General features: G+C 60.3%; 16 protein-coding genes. 6 read left to right on the top strand and 10 right to left on the bottom strand.

Annotated elements, in window-relative coordinates; genetic code table 11:
- Nucleotides 1–157 precede the first annotated feature (157 nt).
- The 3 genes from B2J69_RS06320 to B2J69_RS06310 form a co-directional block, all read right to left on the bottom strand.
- Nucleotides 158–490, bottom strand: a complete 333-nt coding sequence (locus B2J69_RS06320) for a hypothetical protein (protein WP_081137472.1) — start codon at nt 488–490, stop codon at nt 158–160.
- A 164-nt stretch (nt 491–654) separates the two neighbouring features.
- A complete protein-coding gene (locus B2J69_RS06315; protein WP_033789942.1) occupies nt 655–1,143 on the bottom strand; it encodes an RrF2 family transcriptional regulator in 489 nt (162 codons plus the stop codon).
- Nucleotides 1,144–1,336: 193 nt separating this feature from the next.
- Nucleotides 1,337–2,518 carry an MFS transporter gene (locus B2J69_RS06310; RefSeq protein WP_081137469.1) on the bottom strand — a complete coding sequence of 394 codons (1,182 nt, stop codon included), beginning with the start codon at nt 2,516–2,518 and terminating at the stop codon, nt 1,337–1,339.
- Between the two features lie 216 nt (nt 2,519–2,734).
- Between B2J69_RS06310 and tus the strand changes: the two genes are divergently transcribed.
- Entirely contained in the window at nt 2,735–3,661 is a 927-nt protein-coding gene (gene tus, locus B2J69_RS06305) for a DNA replication terminus site-binding protein (RefSeq protein WP_081137466.1), read from the top strand.
- 42 nt (nt 3,662–3,703) lie between these two features.
- Here the strand turns inward: tus and fumC are convergent, their stop codons facing one another.
- A complete protein-coding gene (fumC, locus tag B2J69_RS06300; RefSeq protein ID WP_081137464.1) occupies nt 3,704–5,101 on the bottom strand; it encodes a class II fumarate hydratase in 1,398 nt (465 codons plus the stop codon).
- A gap of 189 nt (nt 5,102–5,290) precedes the next feature.
- On the opposite strand from fumC, the gene manA reads away from it, so the two are divergent.
- Together manA and B2J69_RS06290 are read left to right on the top strand one after the other, a co-directional pair.
- Nucleotides 5,291–6,466 (top strand): mannose-6-phosphate isomerase, encoded by a 1,176-nt coding sequence (manA, locus tag B2J69_RS06295; RefSeq protein ID WP_081137461.1) that lies wholly within the window; start codon nt 5,291–5,293, stop codon nt 6,464–6,466.
- A gap of 133 nt (nt 6,467–6,599) precedes the next feature.
- Nucleotides 6,600–8,099, top strand: coding sequence for a YdgA family protein (locus B2J69_RS06290; protein ID WP_081137458.1), 1,500 nt, complete (start codon nt 6,600–6,602; stop codon nt 8,097–8,099).
- 39 nt (nt 8,100–8,138) lie between these two features.
- Here B2J69_RS06290 and malI read toward each other — a convergent pair whose 3' ends face one another.
- On the bottom strand, nt 8,139–9,170 hold the full coding sequence (gene malI / locus B2J69_RS06285) for a Mal regulon transcriptional regulator MalI (RefSeq protein WP_081137455.1): 1,032 nt from the start codon (nt 9,168–9,170) through the stop codon (nt 8,139–8,141).
- A 181-nt stretch (nt 9,171–9,351) separates the two neighbouring features.
- Between malI and malX the strand changes: the two genes are divergently transcribed.
- From malX to add, 3 genes are all read left to right on the top strand, one after another.
- Nucleotides 9,352–10,935 (top strand): maltose/glucose-specific PTS transporter subunit IIBC, encoded by a 1,584-nt coding sequence (gene malX, locus B2J69_RS06280; protein ID WP_081137452.1) that lies wholly within the window; start codon nt 9,352–9,354, stop codon nt 10,933–10,935.
- 5 nt (nt 10,936–10,940) lie between these two features.
- Nucleotides 10,941–12,122 carry a MalY/PatB family protein gene (locus tag B2J69_RS06275; protein ID WP_081137449.1) on the top strand — a complete coding sequence of 394 codons (1,182 nt, stop codon included), beginning with the start codon at nt 10,941–10,943 and terminating at the stop codon, nt 12,120–12,122.
- Between the two features lie 133 nt (nt 12,123–12,255).
- Nucleotides 12,256–13,254, top strand: coding sequence for an adenosine deaminase (add, locus tag B2J69_RS06270; protein WP_081137446.1), 999 nt, complete (start codon nt 12,256–12,258; stop codon nt 13,252–13,254).
- Nucleotides 13,255–13,315: 61 nt separating this feature from the next.
- On the opposite strand, the gene B2J69_RS06265 is transcribed toward add, so the two are convergent.
- The 5 genes from B2J69_RS06265 to B2J69_RS06245 form a co-directional block, all read right to left on the bottom strand.
- Complete coding sequence (locus tag B2J69_RS06265) at nt 13,316–14,356, bottom strand: oxidoreductase (RefSeq protein WP_081137443.1); 1,041 nt, start codon at nt 14,354–14,356, stop codon at nt 13,316–13,318.
- Between the two features lie 78 nt (nt 14,357–14,434).
- On the bottom strand, nt 14,435–15,352 hold the full coding sequence (gene araC, locus B2J69_RS06260) for an arabinose operon transcriptional regulator AraC (protein WP_081137440.1): 918 nt from the start codon (nt 15,350–15,352) through the stop codon (nt 14,435–14,437).
- A gap of 62 nt (nt 15,353–15,414) precedes the next feature.
- Complete coding sequence (gene araH / locus B2J69_RS06255; RefSeq protein ID WP_081137437.1) at nt 15,415–16,401, bottom strand: L-arabinose ABC transporter permease AraH; 987 nt, start codon at nt 16,399–16,401, stop codon at nt 15,415–15,417.
- Between the two features lie 14 nt (nt 16,402–16,415).
- Nucleotides 16,416–17,936, bottom strand: coding sequence for an L-arabinose ABC transporter ATP-binding protein AraG (gene araG / locus B2J69_RS06250; RefSeq protein ID WP_081137434.1), 1,521 nt, complete (start codon nt 17,934–17,936; stop codon nt 16,416–16,418).
- A 61-nt stretch (nt 17,937–17,997) separates the two neighbouring features.
- Nucleotides 17,998–18,981 carry an arabinose ABC transporter substrate-binding protein gene (locus tag B2J69_RS06245; protein ID WP_081137432.1) on the bottom strand — a complete coding sequence of 328 codons (984 nt, stop codon included), beginning with the start codon at nt 18,979–18,981 and terminating at the stop codon, nt 17,998–18,000.
- Nucleotides 18,982–19,324 lie beyond the last annotated feature (343 nt).

Genomic DNA, 19,324 nt, shown 5'->3' with positions numbered 1-19,324 from the left:
CCTTTCTTTTATTCAGATGATGGAAACAGAATGTGAAAACTGCGTAACCGCCTTTCTTTTTCATGGATGAAAAATATGACGTCAAACCTGACTATCAAAAGCCGCATCAGCGGCTTTTTATGTTCACACGCATGTACCTGCTTTACGGGAGGTATGATCAGGCTTTGGGGCGCGTCAGAAAAACCAGCGTGCCGATAATGATATCCCCTACGACCCAGAGAATCCCTAGCATCATCGCACCCATGCCCGCGCCTAACGCCGCGCCAGCTCGTTCTGCATCGGAAGCCGCGTTATTGATCACGTCTCCGCTCGCGCCCATACCGGCGAAAATAGAATAGATCATTAACAGGTTAAACAGGATAAATACGATCTTCACAATTTTTCCAAACAGCGTTCGCTTTGGTTTTTTTACCTGATGCCCGCATGAAGGACATTTAAATGCTGAATCGCTGATTGCCGCTTTACATTCCGGACAATTGATTAATGCCACTTCTCTCTCCTTAGATAAAAATAAACAGCAGATAAAATACTATTATCCTGAAAAATCAATCGAATAAAAAAACCGCCATTTGGGCGTTTTTTTTTGCTTTAGTCTGTTATTGATTAATCCTGGCTATTGAACTCCGACGTTGCCGGGCATAAAAAAAGCCGCGGTTAGCGGCTTTTTTTGCACAGGTCTTCGATAGCATCCGGTTCCAGCACCGGGGCGCACTCGGTTTCGTTGCCTTTTTTCAGCTCTTCGAGGGCGTCGGCGACGGTGCGTTTTGCCAGCACGTCCAGCGAGGCCTGCTCGGCTTCGTCGGCAATCGATTTGAAGTACCAGCAGAGGTTGGCGCTGACCAGGCAGCGCGGCGCGACGTCAGGACGCGACGCCCAGAGCTTTTTGTCTTCAATCACTGAGGTGTAGATATCGCGCAGCGTGATTTCGCTGGCCGGACGCCCCAGATGGATCGAACCGGTACGCCCCAGCGTCGAGACGATAATGCCGTCGCGCGTCAGCGGAACCATTAGCTTGCGGATGAAACTGGGGTTCGCTTCAAGACCGTATGCCAGAATGGCGCTGGTCGAGCGTTTACCCATTTGCTCCGCCATCGCTACGCTAAGAACCATTTGCAAAGCTGTCGGGAAGCGGTAATCAAGCATTTCATTTTCCTGAGTTGCGGTGCATCTTATTGTTTTATTGCCGCGTAAGTGAACATTCAGTGAGCAATAAATATAACAAACACTGTTGCTTTTTAGAAGCAAGGCTGCTGCGCCAGGGCACGTATTCATTAAAACATCGCCATCGACAGCACAAGCTGTTCAGCCCAGTGGCGCTGCGGCTTCCGCCCCGCTGCTACGGCACTGACGCCGGTCTCGCCGGCAGCCGCTGTTTCAGCACCATTACCAGCGCCACGTTAAGCAATGCCAGCGCGCAAAGCAACCCCATGGTTGCGGAGGCGCCAAAGGTTTCAAAGACATAGCCGCCCGCCAGCGGCGTCAGCGCCTGTCCGATCAGCGCCGGACGCGCCATGCGGCCCACCACGACGGCATAAGCTTCTGGTTTGACCATCGCCAGCGGTAAAGTTCCCCTGACAATCGCACGCAGGCCGTTTCCCGCGCCGTAAAGCACCATACTGAGCAGCGCCAGCTGCGGAAACAGCGCCAGCAGCAGCAGGCCCAGTGCCACTAGCCCCACCGAGAAAAAAGCGGTCCAGATGGGATGACCGCGCTTAAATAAAATATCGACGATGCGCGAGCCCACCTGGCAAGGGCCAAGGATGGCGCTGATCCCCAGCGCAGAGGCCAGCGTGTAGCCGCTCGCCTGCAGCAGCGATATCAGCTGCACCGAGATTGCCGTCATAATCACCGAGGCCAGGGTAAAGATGGCGCACAGCAGCCAGAACAGCGACGGCGCGATATCCTGCTGCGGCGCGCTCGCGGCCTGCGCTGTCGGCTTAAGCGCCAGCGACCGGTTCGGCAGCGCGTAGAAATAGGCAGGTAATACCAGCAGCAGCATGGCGGCAATGGCGAAACAGGCGCCGCGCCACGTTAGCAGATGGATCAGCAAGGCGGTGCCGGGCCAGACCAGCGTGGTGCAAAAGCCGGAAATCAGGGTGATGCTGGTAATGGCGCCGCGCGCCTGTCCGCCGTAGCGTGTGCCCAGCGTGGCAAACAGCGCATCGTAGAGCCCCATCGCCATGCCGACGCCGATAATCGCCCAGGCGCCCATAAAGAGCAGCAGCGAATGGCTTAGCCCCATGATAACCAGCCCGATCGCCATCACCGCCCCGCTCAGCGCCAGCAGCAGCCGGCCGCCGGTGCGTGCGATAATGCGTCCGCTAAGCGGCGCCAGCAGACCAGAAACCAGAATGCCGGTCGAGAGCGCGCCGTAAACCCACTGCTGCGACCAGCCGGTTTCCGCGACAATAGGGTTTGCCATGACGGCCATCAGATAAAATGAACCGCCCCATGAGAGTATCTGCACCAGGCCCAGCACCACGACCGCCAGCACGCCCGGTTTATTCTGTTGATCCACATCCGTCACCGCTTTTTACAGGTAACGACTTTTATAACATGTTATGCCATAAGCAAAAAACCGAAATGGCGCGAGCTGCCCTGCTTTTACTGCTTGGCCTGCTGGCTGCACGGTTTGAATTATGGGATTGATATGTATGTTGTAACTATTAGAACAGATTGCACACAGCAACACTCTCTGCCAGAGTAAGGTATGTTGTAACTAGGGAGAGCAAAAATGCGTTATGACCTGATATCCGACCTGCATGAGTGCGCAAACAGCCTGGAACAGTCGCTCGGCGAGCTGCGCGAGATGATCATGGCGCAGCCGCTGCTGATTGCGCGCGTCTTTTCCCTGCCACCGGTGGAGAAAGGCCACGAGCACGACGCGGTGACGGAAATCGCCGTGGAACAGCATCTGGGCACCACCGCGCGCGACATGGCGCTGGCGCACTTCTGTCGCCTCTTTATGCAGCATCAGTCCGAGAAGCTCAGCACCAAAGCGGCCGTACGTCTGCCCGGCGCGATCTGCATCGAAGCTGACGACGAACGCGCCGCCGCCCTCACCGCGCAGATCGCCCAGGTGAATCAGTACAAAGCGCGGCTGGAGCAGATCATTACCGTGGAATCGGGGCTGCCGAGCGAGGCGCGCTTTGAGTTCGTGCACCAGCACCTGCGCGGCCTGATCACGCTCAACGCCTACCGCACCATCACCCTGCTGCAGGCGCCGGACAGCCTGCGCTTCGGCTGGGCCAACAAGCACGTCATCAAAAACGTCAAGCGTGAAGAGATCGTCGCGCAGCTGGAGCGCAGCCTGAGCGCCAATCGCGCGCAGGCGCCCTGGACGCGCGAACAGTGGGCGGAGAAGGTGCAGGATGAGCTGGAGAGCGTGCGCGCCCTGCCCGCCACCGCGCGGCTGAAGATCAAGCGGCCGGTGAAGGTGCAGCCTATCGCGCGCGTCTGGCGCGCCGAGGAGAAAAAGCAGACCCAGCTCGCCTGCCCGTCGCCGATCGTGGTGCTGTGCCGCGACCGCACGCAGGTGCCGGTGCTGGGAGAGCTGCTGAACTACAACGCCGATAACGTGCAGCATCGCTATAAGCCGGCGGCGGAGCCGCTAAACCTGCTGATCCCGCGGCTGCATCTGTGGGTTGACTGTCCGATATAACGTAAAAAGGCCAGCAAAGCTGGCCTTTTGTTGTTGGCTGGATTACGCCTTCATGCTGCCGACCATCTCTTCCGGACGCACCCAGGCGTCAAACTCCTCTTCGGTGAGATAGCCGAGCTTCAGCGCCGAGCCTTTCAGCGTCAGCCCCTCTTTATGCGCTTTTTTCGCGATTTCAGCCGCTTTGTCATAGCCGATATGGGTATTCAGCGCGGTGACCAGCATCAGCGACTCATTCAGCAGCTGCGAAATGCGATCGCGGTTTGGTTCAATGCCGACGGCGCAGTGGTGGTTAAAGCTGTCCATGCCGTCAGCCAGCAGACGCACCGACTGCAGGAAGTTGTGGATCACCATCGGCCGGAAAACGTTCAGCTCGAAGTTGCCCGACGCGCCGCCGATGTTGATCGCCACGTCGTTGCCCATCACCTGACAGCAGAGCATGGTCAGCGCTTCGCACTGGGTCGGATTCACCTTGCCCGGCATGATAGAGCTGCCCGGCTCGTTCTCTGGAATAGAGAGTTCGCCGATGCCGCAGCGCGGGCCTGACGCCAGCCAGCGCACGTCGTTGGCGATCTTCATCAGCGACGCCGCCAGCCCTTTCAGCGCGCCGTGCGCGTGCACCAGCGCATCGGTGGTCGCCAGCGCCTCGAACTTGTTCGGCGCGGTGACGAACGGCTGTCCGGTCAGCTCGGCCAGTGCTTTCGCCACGCGCACCGCATATTCGGGATGGGTATTCAGCCCGGTGCCGACGGCGGTGCCGCCCAGCGCCAGTTCGGCGACGTGAGGAATGCTCTGCTCGATATGCTTAAGATTATGCTCCAGCATCGCCACCCAGCCGGAGATCTCCTGGCCCAGGGTCAGCGGCGTCGCATCCTGCAGATGGGTACGGCCAATCTTGACGATATCTTTAAAGGCGCTGGACTTCTCGCTCAGGGTGTTTTTCAGCACCTCAATCTGCGGGATCAGCTTCTCGCGCAGCGCGATCACCGCCGCGACGTGCATCGCCGTCGGGAAGACGTCGTTGGAACTCTGGCTTTTATTCACATCGTCATTGGGATGCACCAGACGCGACATGCCGCGCTCGCCGCCGAGCAGTTCGCTGGCGCGGTTGGCCAGCACCTCGTTCATGTTCATATTGGTCTGGGTGCCGGAGCCGGTTTGCCAGATCGCCAGCGGGAACTCACCGCTGTGCTGGTCCGCCAGCACCTCATCGGCGGCTTTAACAATGGCGTCCGCACGTTCGGCCGGCAGCAGGCCCAGATCGCGGTTAACGGTGGCGGCGGCGCGCTTGGTCTGCGCTAATGCATAGACCAGCTCGGTAGGCATTTTTTCTGTCGAGATACGGAAGTGTTCCAGCGAGCGCTGCGTTTGCGCGCCCCATAACTTGTCTTCGGGTACATCAATGGGCCCCATTGAATCTTTTTCAATGCGCGTGGCTGCCATGTCTACGTCTCCTTTAGCACAGGTTGTGGTGATTGGTCGCCCAGCGCGAAAAGGCTGGACGCGCAGAATGCTTACATACAAGAATTTAACATTATGCGAGTCTGTCGCGCTGTTTGCACTTGATATGTATTATCAGCACCATTTTCTGCTTTAATAGTCGCAATAACTTCCCGTGATTAAGGGTTAATCATGCAAAAAATGGTCAATTCGCTGCAAAATTACGCATGGGGCAGCAAAACCGCCTTAACGGAACTCTATGGCGTTACCAATCCCCGCCATGCGCCCATGGCGGAGCTGTGGATGGGCGCGCACCCCAAAAGCCCGTCGCAGATTGAGGTCAAGGGCGAGCGCCGCTCGCTGCGCGATATCATCGACGCCGATCCCGAAGCGACGCTGGGCTATGCGGTGGCGAAGCGCTTTGGCGAGCTGCCTTTCCTGTTTAAGGTGCTGTGCGCCGATCGGCCGCTGTCGATTCAGGTCCATCCCAGCAAAAGCGCCGCCGAAGAGGGTTTTGCGCGCGAAAATGCAGCGGGTATTCCGCTTAACGCGCCGGAGCGCAATTACAAAGACGCCAACCATAAACCTGAACTGGTCTATGCCCTGACGCCCTTTCAGGCGATGAACGGCTTTCGCGAGCTGAGCGACATCGCCTCGCTGCTGCAGCCGGTCGCGGGCGCGCATCCGCAGATCGCCCATTTCCTGCAGCAGCCAGACGAAAAGAATCTGGCGACGCTGTTTGCTACGCTGCTGTCGCTGCAGGGCGAAGCGAAGTCGCTGGCGCTGGGCGTGCTGAAAGCCGCGCTTAACGCGCGCGAAGGCCAGCCGTGGGAAACCATCCGGGCGATCGCGGTGGAGTATCCGGACGACAGCGGGCTGTTCTCGCCGCTGCTGCTGAACGTTATCACCCTGCAGCCGGGCGAGGCGATGTTTCTCTATGCCGAAACCCCGCACGCCTACCTGAATGGCGTCGCGCTGGAGGTGATGGCCAACTCGGACAACGTGCTGCGTGCGGGCCTGACGCCAAAATATATCGACATTCCCGAGCTGCTCGCCAACCTGAAGTTTCAGTCAAAACCGGCGTCGCAGCTGCTTACCCAGCCGCAACAGCAGGATCGCGCCCTGAACTTCCCCATTCCGGTGGAGGATTTCGCGTTCGCCATTCACGCGCTGGACAACGAACCCCAGCTGCTCTCTCAGGAGAGCGCGGCGATCCTGTTCTGCATCGAAGGCGAGGCGACGCTGACGCTGGGCGAGCAGCAGCTGACGCTGGCGCCTGGCGAATCCTGCTTCGTACCCGCCAGCGACGGCGCGCTGAAGGCCACCGGACGCGGTCGTCTGGCGCGCGTTTTTAACGCGTTGCGCTGAAGCGGCTGACGAATCTGGACCTAACTGCTATTATTTCAATCTATTAGATAAAAAACGCCTGCGGGCGTTTTTCTCTCCTCGCCGGGCGTCGGACAGCGGCGTAAGCGGACACAAGGATAAGGACGACTCAGCAATGAAAAAGACCAACGTTGCCGTAGGTGTGATTATCGCCCTGGGCGTAATCTGGACCGGCGCGGCATGGTTTACCGGTAAGCAGCTGGAAAGCCATATGGATGAACTGGTGCAGAACGCCAATACGCAGCTCAACGCCTGGGCGCCCAACAGCCGCCTTAAAGTGAGCTATCAGGATTATCAGCGCGGCGTGTTCAGCAGCAAGGCGAAGCTGGTGCTGCAGGCCAGCTCGCAGACCGAAGATAACGCGCTGCTGAAGCCGGGCCAGAGCATCGTCTTCAACGAAACCATCGATCATGGTCCTTTCCCGTTCGCGCAGCTGCGCCGCTTCACCCTGATCCCGAGCATGGCGTCGGTGCATAGCGAGCTGGAAAACACCGATGCGCTGAAAACCCTGTTCGCCCTGACCGACAACAAATCGCCGATCGACGCGGACACCCGCATCGGCTATAGCGGCGCCACCGACACCGCCCTGCGCTTTTTACCGCTGGATTACCAGAATGCGCAGAGCGGCCAGCGCGTCGCCACCAACGGCGGCACCCTGAACGTCAGCGCCGACAGCAAGGGCGATAAAGTCTCTCTCGACAGCGATATCGGCAGCATCGCCGTAACCAGCAAAAACGAGATGGGCATGCCGGTGCTCTTTACCGCCAATGGCGTGAAGCTGAGCGGTAATACGCATCTGACGCCGGAAGGCGTGCGCATAGGCGATCAGAAAGTTGAGCTGGAAAAACTTAACGCCAGCGTCAACGGCAAAGAGGCGTTAACGCTGCAGAAGCTCAACGGCACCTCGTCGTTCGATAACAAGGCGGGCAAGATCAGCGGCGATATCGACTACCACGTCGATAACGTCCACCTGCAGAATAACGATTTCGGCGAAGCGAAGCTGAGCATGAAGCTGGCGCAGTTCGACGCCCAGGCGGTGAAGGCGTTCTCCGATAACTACAACGCCCAGATGCAGGATTTAATGAACCAGCAGGGTCTGGCCAACGATCCGATCCGCTATCAGGCCGGGGTTAACACCATCCTGATGAACAACCTGCCGACGCTGCTGAAAGGCGCGCCGTCAGTGAGCATCGCACCGCTGAGCTGGAAGAACGGCAAAGGCGAGAGCACCTTCAACCTGACGGTGAACTTTAACGATCCGGCCACCGTCACCGGTCAGCCGCAAAACCTGGCCGGCATGGTGGATCGCGTGCTGAAGAATCTGTCGGGCAAGCTGGTGATCAATATGCCGATGGCGACCGAAGTGATGCGCAACGTTGGCCTCGCCGAAGGCTATACCGGCGACGACGCGCAGAAGCTGGCGGATCAGCAGGTGAAAGGCCTGGCGGCGATGGGCCAGATGTTCCGTCTGACCCAGCAGCAGGACAACAATATTGTCACCAGCCTGCAGTACACCAACGGCCAGGTGAATATGAACGGCGATACGATGACGCTGGAGCAGTTTATGTCGCGCTATATGCTCGGCCTGCCCACCAGCGAGGGCATGCCGCAGTAAGCGGTATGGCGATAAAAAGCGACCTTCGGGTCGCTTTTTTTATGGCCCGTCGCCGGCGATCAGCGTCGGCGTAATAATCATATGCTGGCTGGCCGTTTCCGGCGCGCTAAGCCGCAGCAGCATGCGCGCCGCCGCGGCGCGCCCCATCTCACGCGCCGGGCTGCAGATAAAGGTCAGCGGCGGATCGCTCAGATTCGCCTGCAGCTCATCGCTAAATCCCACCAGCGCCGTCTGCTGCGCGTAGTAGCTGTCAACCGCGCCCTTGCCCAGCGTGCGGCCGCTGCGCAGCAGCGCGAAGTAGCTGCCCAGCGCGGTGGCGGCGTTGCTGGCGATAATCGCCGTCAGCCGGGGAAAGCGCTGCAGCAGTCGCGTGGTCGCCTCGGCCGCCGCCTGCTGGCTCTCGTCGCACTCAATAATCCACTCCGGCTTAAACGGCAAACCGTACTGCAGCAGCGTGGCGCAGTAGCCGCCGATGCGCTCGGCGCGCGTCAGTGAGGCGCCGCTGCCGCCCAGCCAGGCGATATGCTGATGGCCCTGGCGGATAAGGTATTCCGTTGCCATCCGGGCGCCCAGCGCATTGTCCGGCCGCAGACTGTCGCTGCCCTCCAGATAGCTGGCGCGCGAGGCGCAGATCAGCGGTAGCCCGAGCTCGGCGGCGCGCGACGCCAGCGCGGCGCCATTGCCGGCGTCGCCGCCCAGCACCACGCCGTCGACGCCCTGCGCCACCAGCGACTCAAAGCAGCGCGTCAGATGCTGTCCCTGCGCGCCGCTCTGAGCCAGCACCAGCATCTTATCCTGTGCCTCCAGCGCCTCGCTGAGCCCGGCGGTCATCTCGGCGTAAAACCGCTGGCTCAGATCCCGCACAATTAAGCCGATGACGCCGCTGCTGCCGCCACGCAGCGCGGCCGCCGTGCGGTTGCGCACATAGCCTGACTGCTCGATAGCCTGGTTCACGCGCGCCGCCGTGGCGGGCGAGATGCGCCCCTTGCCGGAGAGCACCAGCGACACGGTGGTGACGGAGACGCCCGCCGCTTCGGCGACGTCGTTAATGGTGATTTTTTGCTGCGTCATAACAGGCGCCTGCGGAACAAAAGAGAATGCCCCTATCATATAAGTAAAACGTTTCACCTGCTGAATAAACTTAACTTCACCAGACGACACTGGCTTGTGACGAACCACGCAATATCGAGTGATAAAACGTTTTATCATCTTTTCACCTGCTAAACCGCCTACTTCCTTTTCAGGAGAAAATATGTCTGCTCCGCTTCCTCGCCTGTCGCTCTGGGAGTTTTTTCAGAGCCTGGGCAAGACCTTTATGCTGCCCGTCGCTCTGCTCTCTTTTTGCGGCATTATGCTCGGCATCGGCAGCTCGCTCAGCAGCCGCGACGTGCTGACGCTGATCCCGCTGCTGGATCAGCCGCTGTTGCAGCATCTGTTTACCTGGATGGCGGCCACCGGCGCCTTCGCCTTTCGCTTTCTGCCGGTGATGTTCGCTATCGCCATTCCCCTCGGCATGGCGCGCGAGAATAAAGGCGTCGCCGCCTTTGCCGGTTTCGTCGGCTATACGGTGATGAACCTCAGCAGCAACTTCTGGTTAACCATGAAGGGGATTTTGCCCACCGGTGACGCCGCACTGCTGAAGGCGAACAATGTGCAGTCGGTGCTGGGCATTCAGGCGATCGACACCGGTATTCTTGGCGCCGTGATTGTCGGCGTGGTGGTGTTCTGGCTGCATGAGCGCTTTCACACTATTCGGCTGCCGGACGCGCTGGCGTTTTTCGGTGGCACGCGCTTTGTCCCTATTATTACCCTGCTGGTCACCGGGCTGCTCGGCCTCGCGGTGCCGCTGATCTGGCCTTTTTTCGCGCGCGGCATTGCGGGCCTCGGCTGGATGATCAACGGCGCGGGCGACCTCGGCCCGATGCTGTTCGGCACCGGCGAACGTTTGCTGCTGCCCTTTGGACTGCAGCATATTCTGGTGGCGATTATTCGCTTCACCGATGCGGGTGGCACGATGGAAGTGTGCGGTAAAACGGTCAGCGGCGCGCTGACCATTTTCCAGGCGCAGCTCGCCTGCCCGGAGGTTCAGGGCTTCTCGGAGAGCGCCACCCGCTTTCTCTCCCAGGGAAAAATGCCCGCGTTTCTCGGCGGTCTGCCTGGCGCGGCGCTGGCAATCTATCACTGCGCCAGGCCGGAGAATCGCCACAAGATTAAAGGCCTGCTGATTTCCGGCGTGGTGGCCTGCGTGGTGGGCGGCACCACCGAACCGATTGAATTCCTGTTCCTGTTCGTGGCGCCCGTGCTCTATCTACTGCATGCGCTGCTCACCGGGCTGGGCTTTACGCTGATGGCAGTGCTGGGCGTCACCATCGGCAACACCGACGGTAACATTATCGATTTTGTGGTGTTTGGCATGCTGCACGGCCTGGCGACCAAATGGTACTGGGTGCCCGTCGCCGCCGCGATCTGGTTTGCCGGTTACTATGCGCTGTTTCGCTTCGCCATTGTCCGCTTCAATATCGCCACGCCAGGGCGCGAGCAAGAGAGCGGCGTGGAGCGACAGGTGAGCCGCGCCGGCGCGGGCAAATCGGGCTATAACGCGCCCGCTATCCTCGACGCGCTGGGCGGCGTAGAGAATATCAGTTCGCTGGATAACTGCCTGACCCGCCTGCGTCTGCGCATCGTTGATATGAGCAAGGTCAATGACGCCGCGCTGAAGGCCAACGGCGCCATCGGCGTGGTGCACCTTAGCCCGGTGACGCTGCAGGTGGTGATTGGACCGCAGGTGCAGTCCGTTAAAGAAGAGCTGGCGTCGCTGATGAATGTGACGGTGTAACGAATATGACGAAACCTTTTGATTTTGACCAGGTTATCGACCGCCGCGGCAGCTACTGCACTCAGTGGGATTTTGTCGCCGATCGCTTTGGCGTGCCCGATCTGCTGCCCTTTACCATTTCAGATATGGATTTCGCCGTGGCACCCGCCATTCGCGCGGCGCTGCAGCAGCGCATCGACCACGGCGTGTTCGGCTACAGCCGCTGGCAGCATAGCGACTTTCTCTCGGCAATCTGCTACTGGATGCAGACGCGTTTTAACGCCACGCTGGATGAGAACACGCTGGTGTACGCGCCGTCCGTGATCGCTATGGTGGCGCAGATGGTGTATCGCTGGACCGAACCCGGGGACGAGGTAGTGATCCATACGCCCGCCTATGATGCGTTTTACACCTTGTTGACATCCAGTCAACGGCACATTTTACCGCAGCCGCTGCAGCGCGATACTCACGGCTGGCGCTGCGATATGCAGGCGCTGGAACACCAGCTTGCCCGGCCTGGCTGCAAAGTGATGCTGCTCTGCAGCCCGCATAATCCCACGGGCAAAGTCTGGACGCGCGACGAACTGACGCAGATGGCGGCGCTGTGCGAGCGTTATCAGGTGCGGGTAATCAGCGATGAGATCCATATGGATATGGTGATGAACCAGGTTGTGCATGTGCCCTGGAGCGAGGTGGCACGCGCCGACTGGGCGCTGTTCACCTCCGCGTCCAAGAGCTTTAATATCCCCGCGCTGACCGGGGCATGGGGGATTATCCCACATAGAGAGGATCGCCACGCCTTTTTGAGGCAGATGAAGGCGAACGGCCTCTCGTCGCCGGCGGTACTCGCCGTGGCGGCGCATATCGCCGCCTACCGCGACGGCGCGCCCTGGCTCGACGCCCTGCGCGCCTACCTGCAGGCGAATATGCACTTTATCGCCCAGCGGCTAAACGCCGCCTTTCCGGCACTCGACTGGCAGCCGCCGCAGGCGACCTATCTGGCGTGGCTCGATCTTAACCCGCTCGGCGTCGACGAGACGGCGCTGCAGCAGCAGCTTATCCGCCAGCAGAAAGTGGCGATGATGCCCGGCTCAACCTATGGCGACGCGAGCCGGGGATTTTTGCGCCTGAACGCCGGCTGTCCGCGCAGCAAGCTGGAGGATGGCGTGCATCGTCTGATCGCAGCGCTGCACGCGCTCGGGGTGTGAAACGGGCGGCTGAGCAGCCGCCCTTTCGCTTACTATGCCAGCAGATGCGCCGCAGGTTGCGCAAAGGACTCGCTATGTTGCGCAAGATGTTTCTATAATGGTCTGCACTTTTATCCCTGTCAGAGAGTGCAGCATGTTCGATCCCAGCCTTCCCGTTACCGATATTCATCGCCATCTTGACGGCAACATTCGCGCGCAAACCATTCTGGATTTAGGCCGCCAGTTTAACCTCGCCCTGCCCGCCGCTACGCTGGAATCGCTGCGCCCGCACGTTCAGGTGGTGGAAAACCAGCCCGACCTGGTGAGCTTCCTGAATAAGCTCGACTGGGGCGTCAAAGTGCTGGGGGATCTCGACGCCTGTCGCCGCATCGCGCTGGAAAACGTAGAGGATGCGGCACGCGCCGGCATTCACTACGCCGAGCTGCGCTTTTCGCCGGGCTATATGGCGATGAATCACAACCTGCCGGTGGCGGGCGTAGTCGAAGCGGTCATCGACGGGATCAAAGCGGGCTGCCAGAAATATAACGTTGACGTGCGTCTGATCGGCATCATGAGCCGCACCTTCGGCGACGAAGCCTGCCTGCGCGAGCTGGAAGGCCTGCTGGCGCACCGCGATCATATTACCGCCGTCGATCTGGCGGGCGACGAGTTAGGCTTCCCCGGCAGCGAGTTCCTCAGCCACTTTACCCAGGCGCGCGACGCCGGGTTCCGCGTGACGGTGCATGCCGGCGAAGCGGCCGGTCCGGAGAGCATCTGGCAGGCGATCCGCGAGCTGGGCGCCGAGCGTATCGGCCACGGCGTGAAGGCGATTGAAGACCGCGCGCTGATGGATTTTCTGGCCGAGCACCGCATCGGCATCGAATCCTGTCTGACCTCCAATATCCAGACCAGCACCGTCTCTTCGCTGGCGCACCATCCGCTGAAACAGTTCCTGGAGCACGGCATCCTCGCCACCATCAATACCGACGATCCGGCGGTTCAGGGCATTGAGCTGGCGCACGAGTATCAGCACGCCGCGCCTGCCGCCGGGCTGAGCGCCGCGCAGATGCGCCAGGCGCAGGAGAACGGCCTGACTATCGCCTTCCTGAGCGACGCCGAGAAAATCGCCATCCGCAATAAAGTACAGGCGTAAAAAAAGGCCGCGCAGGCGGCCTCACTACCTCAAGGCCAGCATCGCGCTGGCCTTTCGTGTGTTACTTCAGCGACAGCGTCTGGCGTTTCTCCGCCGACTGCAGCCCCAGCTCAATCAGCTCCATCACCTGAATCGCCTCTTGCGCCGTGACCGGATTGCTGCCGCGTCCGCTAATGGCGTCGCGCACCGCCGCATAGTAGGCGGGATAGTTGCCTGGCTGCGTCATCAGCGTCTCTTCTTTTACACCGTCGCCTTCCGCCAGCGTCAGCACGCCGTCGCGCATGTCATAGCCCCACTCTTCGCCCGGCGGGAAATCGCCCGCTTTCAGCCGATCCTCCTGCGGATCCAGACCGTACTTGACGTAGCTGCCGCGCGTGCCGTGCACCACGTAGCGCGGCGACTCGGCGGCCACCAGCATGCTGGCGTGCAGCACCACGCGGCGCTGCGGATAGGTCAGCGTGGCGTGAAAGTAGTCGGTGGTCTGCGCGCCCGGACGCATCTCCGCCATATCGACGTTGATGGCCACCGGCGCGCCAAACAGCTGCAGCGCCTGGTCGAGCAGATGCGGCCCCAGATCGTACCAGATGCCGCTGCCTGCGCCCTTCATTTCGCGCCAGCGCTGACGCACCTCGGGACGGAAACGGTCGAAATGAGATTCGAAATAGCGCACCTCGCCCAGCGTGCCGTCGTTCAGCAGCTGCTTGAGGGTCAGGAAGTCGCTGTCCCAGCGGCGGTTATGGAACACGGAAAGCAGCAGACCTTTGGCTTTCGCCAGCGCCTCCAGCTCCCGTGCCTGTGACAACGTCACGGTAAACGGTTTGTCCACCACCACGTGTTTACCGGCATTCAGTGCCGCCTTGGCCAGCGGGAAATGGGTATCGTTCGGCGTCGGGATGACGATCAGCTGCAGAGAGGGATCGTCCAGCAGCGCCTGCGGGTCGGCCACCACCTTGACCTGTGGCCAGTCGGCGTGCACTTTCGCTTCGTCGCTACTGGAGATAGCGGCCAGCTCGACATCGGGCGTGCCCGCAATCAGCGGCGCGTGAAACGTCTTACTGGCGAAGCCATACCCTATCAATCCAACACGAAGTTTGTCGCTCATTATCACTCCTCTTATTCGCATACCCGACTGATTTAAGACCATTGCGTCGGTTAGAACAAGCGGGAATCCCCCGAAAAATCAGGAGATAGCACTCTGCGCCATTGGCCAGGGCGTTTCGGCGATCAGGCTGTCCTGCGCATCCTGGTTGCGGCGGCGGAAATCGCTGGGGCTGACGCCGACGCGCTTGCGGAACACGCGCGAAAAGTAGAGCTGGTCGTCGTAGCCGACTTCGCGTCCGACGCTGGCGATCGGCTCCTGGGTGGTTTGCAGCAGCAGCTTGGCGCGGATCACGCGCTGGTCTTCGCGCCAGCGCAGCAGATTCACTCCCATCTGTTCGCGAAACAGGTGCGCCAGCCGCGACGGTGACAAACAGACGTGGCGCGCCACCTCTTCGATTTTCACCTCGCTGGCGAGATGATTGGTGACGTACTGACAAGCTTCGATAATGCGCGGATCGCGCACCTGCTGATGGCTGCGCGGATCTTCCTCTACCGCGCGCAGCAGCAGACGCTCCAGCAGGTTCATCGCCAGCTCCTCGGCGAAGCGGCGACCCGAATTGTGGGTCTGCTCGATGCTGGCGAACAGCCGGTCGAACTCGGCGCGCAGCGTCTCGTTGAGATGCAGCCGGCCTACGCCCTCGCGCGCGTCCTGCCACTGCAGCCAGTCGTTCCAGTAGGCGCGCGGCCGGAAGTAAACCCAGCGGTGATGCCATTCGGGGCTGTCCGACGCGCGTCCATAGTAGTGCGGCGTTTTCGGCTGAAACAGCAGCATATCGCCCGGCAGGCAGTCGAAGCCGTTTTCGCCGTCGAACACGCGCCCTTTGCCTTTAATGGTGAGGTTAAGAATAAAGCCTTTCATGCCGTGGGGACGGTCGATAAAGAAGTCGAGCGGCCCATCGGCCGTCACAGGGGTCAGCCCGGCGACCAGCCAGGCGTTAAAGGGATAACCAGGCAACAGAGGATTTTGCTGCGCCGCTGTGGATTCACGGTGGTACATAACGTCCTCACTTAGTCAGGATTTAGCAGAGCGCGGCGCCTGAGCGCCGCCTCTTTTTGCCGTCAGGCTTTATGCTTCTGTTTGTAGCGGTCGAAAATCACCGCCGCTAACAGTATCAGACCACGCACCACGTACTGTGAGAATGGCGAGATATTCAGTAAATTCATCGCATTTTCAACGGTGCCGAGGATCAGCACCCCTGCGACCACGTAGGAAATTTTGCCGATACCGCCCTTCAGCGAGACGCCGCCCAGCACGCAGGCGGAGATCACCACCAGCTCATAGCCCAGTGAGGTCATCGGCTGACCGCTGGTCATGCGCGAGGCGAGAATAATGCCCGCCGCCGCCGACACCAGCCCGGAGAGAATAAAGATAATGATGCGGGTGCGCACCACCGGCACGCCCGCCAGCCGCGCCGCCTCTTCATTGCCGCCGATCGCCAGCGTGTTGCGGCCAAAGGTGGTTTTATTCAGCAGGAAGCCGAAGATCAGCATGGTGGCAATAGTGAGCCAGATAGGCGCGGGCACGCCGAGCCAGTTGGCGAAGCCGAGGGTAAAGAAGCGCTCATCTTCAATGCCGACCGCCTTGCCGTCGGAGAAGATATAGGCCAGGCCGCGCACGATCTGCATCGTCGCCAGCGTGGTGATCAGCGCGTTGATTTTCAGCCGCGCGATGACAAAGCCGTTGACGAAGCCGGTGGCGACACCGATCAGCAGGCCGGCGAAGACGCCGATCCACAGGCTTTCGGTCATATTGATTACCACCGCGGCGACCACGCCGGCGCAGGCAATCACCGAGGCGACCGAAAGGTCGAAATCGCCGGAGGCGAGGCAGAACAGCATGCCGCACGCCACCATGCCCGACATCGACATCGCCAGGCCCAGCCCTTTCATATTGATAAAGGAGCCGAAGTTAGGCACGAACACGGCGCAGGCGACAAACAGCAGCGCGAACACCACCAGCATGCCGAAATTGTCCCAGATGCGCCCAAAGCGCAGCCCGCTGCGCTGCTGCACCGGCGGCGTACCTGAAGTTGTGGATGAAGACATAATATTTTCCTCTGTCAGGCCACAGCGGCCGCTTGGGTGGTTTTAGGCATCGCCAGGCTCAGCGTCTGCTGCTCCGTGGCGTCGTCATGCAGCAGTTCGCCGGCGATGGCGCCTTCGCGCATCACCACGATGCGGTCGGCCAGGCCCATCACCTCCGGCAGATCGCTGGAGGCGAACAGCACCGCGATGCCTTTGCTCGCCAGCTGATAGATCAGGTTGTAGATTTCATGCTTCGCGCCGACGTCGATGCCGCGCGTCGGTTCATCCAGCAGGATCACCTTCATCTCTTCCGACAGCCAGCGGCCGAGAATCGCCTTCTGCTGGTTGCCGCCGGAGAGATTCATGATCAGCTGCTCGGCGTGCGGCGTTTTGATATTGAGTGAGCGAATATGGCTGTCGGCGTTGCGCGTTTCCCACTGATTTTTGATCAGGCAGCCGGCAGTGAGGTTGTGACGCCGCGCGCTGATGTTGATATTGTCGCGCACCGAGTGCACCGGGATGATCCCTTCGGCTTTACGATCTTCCGGGCAGAGCATCACGCCGGCGCGGATGGCGTCGATCGGCTCGCGCAGCTTTAGCACCTCACCATCCAGCAGAATGCGGCCGCCGCGCAGTCGCGTGGCGCCAAACACCCCTTTCATCAGCTCGCTGCGCCCGGCGCCCACCAGCCCGAACAGGCCGACAATTTCCCCGGCGCGCACCTCAAGCGAAATCGGCTCGCGCACGCCCTTCGCCTCCACCTTCTCCAGCACCAGACGCACCGGCCCGTGCGGACGCGGCGCATAGCCGTAGATGTCGCCGAGGTTGCGTCCCACCATCGCCTGCACCAGATCGTCGTGATGGGTATTGGCCATATCGGTAAAGGTGCGCACGTAGCGGCCATCCTTGAATACGGTAATGGCGTCGCTCAGGGCGAAGATCTCCTCCATGCGGTGCGAGACGTAGAGCACCACGCGTCCCTCTGCGCGCAGCTGGCGGATGACGCGGAACAGGTTCTCGATTTCACGCGCCGACAGCGAGCTGGTCGGCTCGTCGAAGGCGATAATGCGCGCGTTGCGCGCCAGCGCCTTGGCGATCTCCACCATCTGCCACTGGCCAAGAGAGAGATATTTCAGCGGCATATCGGGATCGATATCCATGCCGAGATTTTTCAGCTGCAGCCCCGCTTCGTAGCGCAGCAGCTTGCGGTTCACCAGCCCGCGCCGGTGCGGGATCTGGCCGAGGTAGATGTTCTCCGCCACGCTCATCTCCGGCACCAGATGCAGCTCCTGGTAGATGATGGCGACACCGGCGTCCAGCGCCTCGCCGGTATGCTGAAAGCTCACCGGCTCGCCTTTGATGCGGATTTCGCCGCCGCTCGGCTGATAGCTGCCGCTGAGAATTTTCAGCAGCGTCGATTTGCCCGCGCCGTTCTCGCCCATCAGGGCGTGCACTTCACCACCGCGGCAGTCGAATGAGATATCCTGCAGCGCCTTGACGCCGGGAAAGGTTTTGCTGATGCCATGAAACGACAGAAAGGTTGGCTCGCTATTCATGGTAACTCCTCTGGTTTACCGTAAAGGTGCCGCCGCGCAGGCGGCGGCACGGTACGCGGGTTTACATCAACCCTTTCTTCGCCAGTTCGGTTTTGAAGTTATCGCGGGTAATCAGCACCACGTCGGTGACTTCGGTGAATTTCGGCGGCTCAGCCCCTTTGCTCACCCATTCGTAGAGCATCTGGCTGCTCTTGTAGCCGTGCACGTCCGGGCTCGGCAGCAGCGATCCGTAGAAGCCGGTCGCCTTGTCCTTTGACAGTTCGCTGATGGCGTCGACGCCGTTGATGCCGATGCCGATCACGTCCGCCGCCTTAAAGCCCTGGCCTTCGGTGGCGCGCACGCCGCCCAGCACGGTGTTGTCATTCATGCCGACGATCAGCCAGTGTTTCACTTCCGGATGCTGTACCAGCAGCGAGTTGCCGGCGTCAAACGCGCCGGGGATATCGTTAGATTTGGTCGGCACCTGATAGATCTGCGCCGCCGGGAAGCCGGCCGCTTTCAGCGCCTCCATCGAGCCGCCGGTGCGGCGGCGCGCGGTATCCAGCTCGTTGGCGGTAATCGCCATCACGCCGGTCTCTTTAGCGTTCCAGCCGCGCTTCTGCATCTCTTTATAGAGTTCCTGCCCCTGACGCTCGCCGATTTTAGTGGCGGCCATCATCACCAGCGGCACGCTCTCCATCGGTTTGCCTTTGGCGTTAACGAACTGGTCGTCGACGGCGATCACCTTCAGGTCGTAGCCGCGCGCCTTGGCGACGATAGCGGAGCCGAGTTTAGGATCGGGGGTGCAGATCACGAAGCCCTTCGCGCCGCTGGCGGCCAGGCTGTCGATGGCGTTAAGGGTTTTCTCGCCGTCGGGAATGGCGATTTTGATCACTTCAAAGCCTAAATCCTTGCCGGCCTTGTCCGCGAATTTCCACTCGGTCTGGAACCAGGGTTCTTCAGGCTGCTTGACGAGAAATCCCAGCTTCATGGTGTCGGCGATAGCGGAATGTGACATAACCGCTGCCAGGCCGATGGCCGCGAACGCTTTAGTGAATTTATGCATGATGCTCTCCGGAGCCAGGGTGTTTTTCCCTGCTGTTAACGAATCGGTGTAAACGCTACCAGTTAATTTTCTTTTTTGGGTACAGATGAAAATCAGCGCGTTAGACCGGCGAATGAGTAAAGCCTGTGCAAACGCTGGGCTAGTTGTAGCGGGAAAGCAGATGAAAAATGTAGAGCGGTATCACACCCTGAAATCACGGCAAAATGTTCCATATATTCAGCAATTTTAACCGACCGGCAACTTTTGTCGGCGATCACAAAATCGCTGCTGATGGCAGAAAAGTGCATATTCTCAGCCATCGGTGATTAACGTTTCCGCCGCCGTCGCCACAGGATGGAAGGAC

The organism is Pantoea latae, assembly GCF_002077695.1.
Classification (GTDB): Bacteria; Pseudomonadota; Gammaproteobacteria; order Enterobacterales; family Enterobacteriaceae; genus Pantoea; species Pantoea latae.
Note: the sequence above shows the minus strand (reverse complement) of the source record. Positions and strands in the feature narration are given on the sequence as shown.

Coding starts and splice junctions, on each gene's coding strand:
- manA (WP_081137461.1), top strand. CDS start 5,291: ATGCAAAAAATGGTCAATTCGCTGCAAAATTACGCATGGGGCAGCAAA.
- malI (WP_081137455.1), bottom strand. CDS start 9,170: ATGACGCAGCAAAAAATCACCATTAACGACGTCGCCGAAGCGGCGGGC.
- B2J69_RS06315 (WP_033789942.1), bottom strand. CDS start 1,143: ATGCTTGATTACCGCTTCCCGACAGCTTTGCAAATGGTTCTTAGCGTA.
- B2J69_RS06290 (WP_081137458.1), top strand. CDS start 6,600: ATGAAAAAGACCAACGTTGCCGTAGGTGTGATTATCGCCCTGGGCGTA.
- B2J69_RS06245 (WP_081137432.1), bottom strand. CDS start 18,981: ATGCATAAATTCACTAAAGCGTTCGCGGCCATCGGCCTGGCAGCGGTT.
- araH (WP_081137437.1), bottom strand. CDS start 16,401: ATGTCTTCATCCACAACTTCAGGTACGCCGCCGGTGCAGCAGCGCAGC.
- tus (WP_081137466.1), top strand. CDS start 2,735: ATGCGTTATGACCTGATATCCGACCTGCATGAGTGCGCAAACAGCCTG.
- malX (WP_081137452.1), top strand. CDS start 9,352: ATGTCTGCTCCGCTTCCTCGCCTGTCGCTCTGGGAGTTTTTTCAGAGC.
- fumC (WP_081137464.1), bottom strand. CDS start 5,101: ATGGCAGCCACGCGCATTGAAAAAGATTCAATGGGGCCCATTGATGTA.
- add (WP_081137446.1), top strand. CDS start 12,256: ATGTTCGATCCCAGCCTTCCCGTTACCGATATTCATCGCCATCTTGAC.
- araC (WP_081137440.1), bottom strand. CDS start 15,352: ATGTACCACCGTGAATCCACAGCGGCGCAGCAAAATCCTCTGTTGCCT.
- B2J69_RS06265 (WP_081137443.1), bottom strand. CDS start 14,356: ATGAGCGACAAACTTCGTGTTGGATTGATAGGGTATGGCTTCGCCAGT.
- araG (WP_081137434.1), bottom strand. CDS start 17,936: ATGAATAGCGAGCCAACCTTTCTGTCGTTTCATGGCATCAGCAAAACC.
- B2J69_RS06275 (WP_081137449.1), top strand. CDS start 10,941: ATGACGAAACCTTTTGATTTTGACCAGGTTATCGACCGCCGCGGCAGC.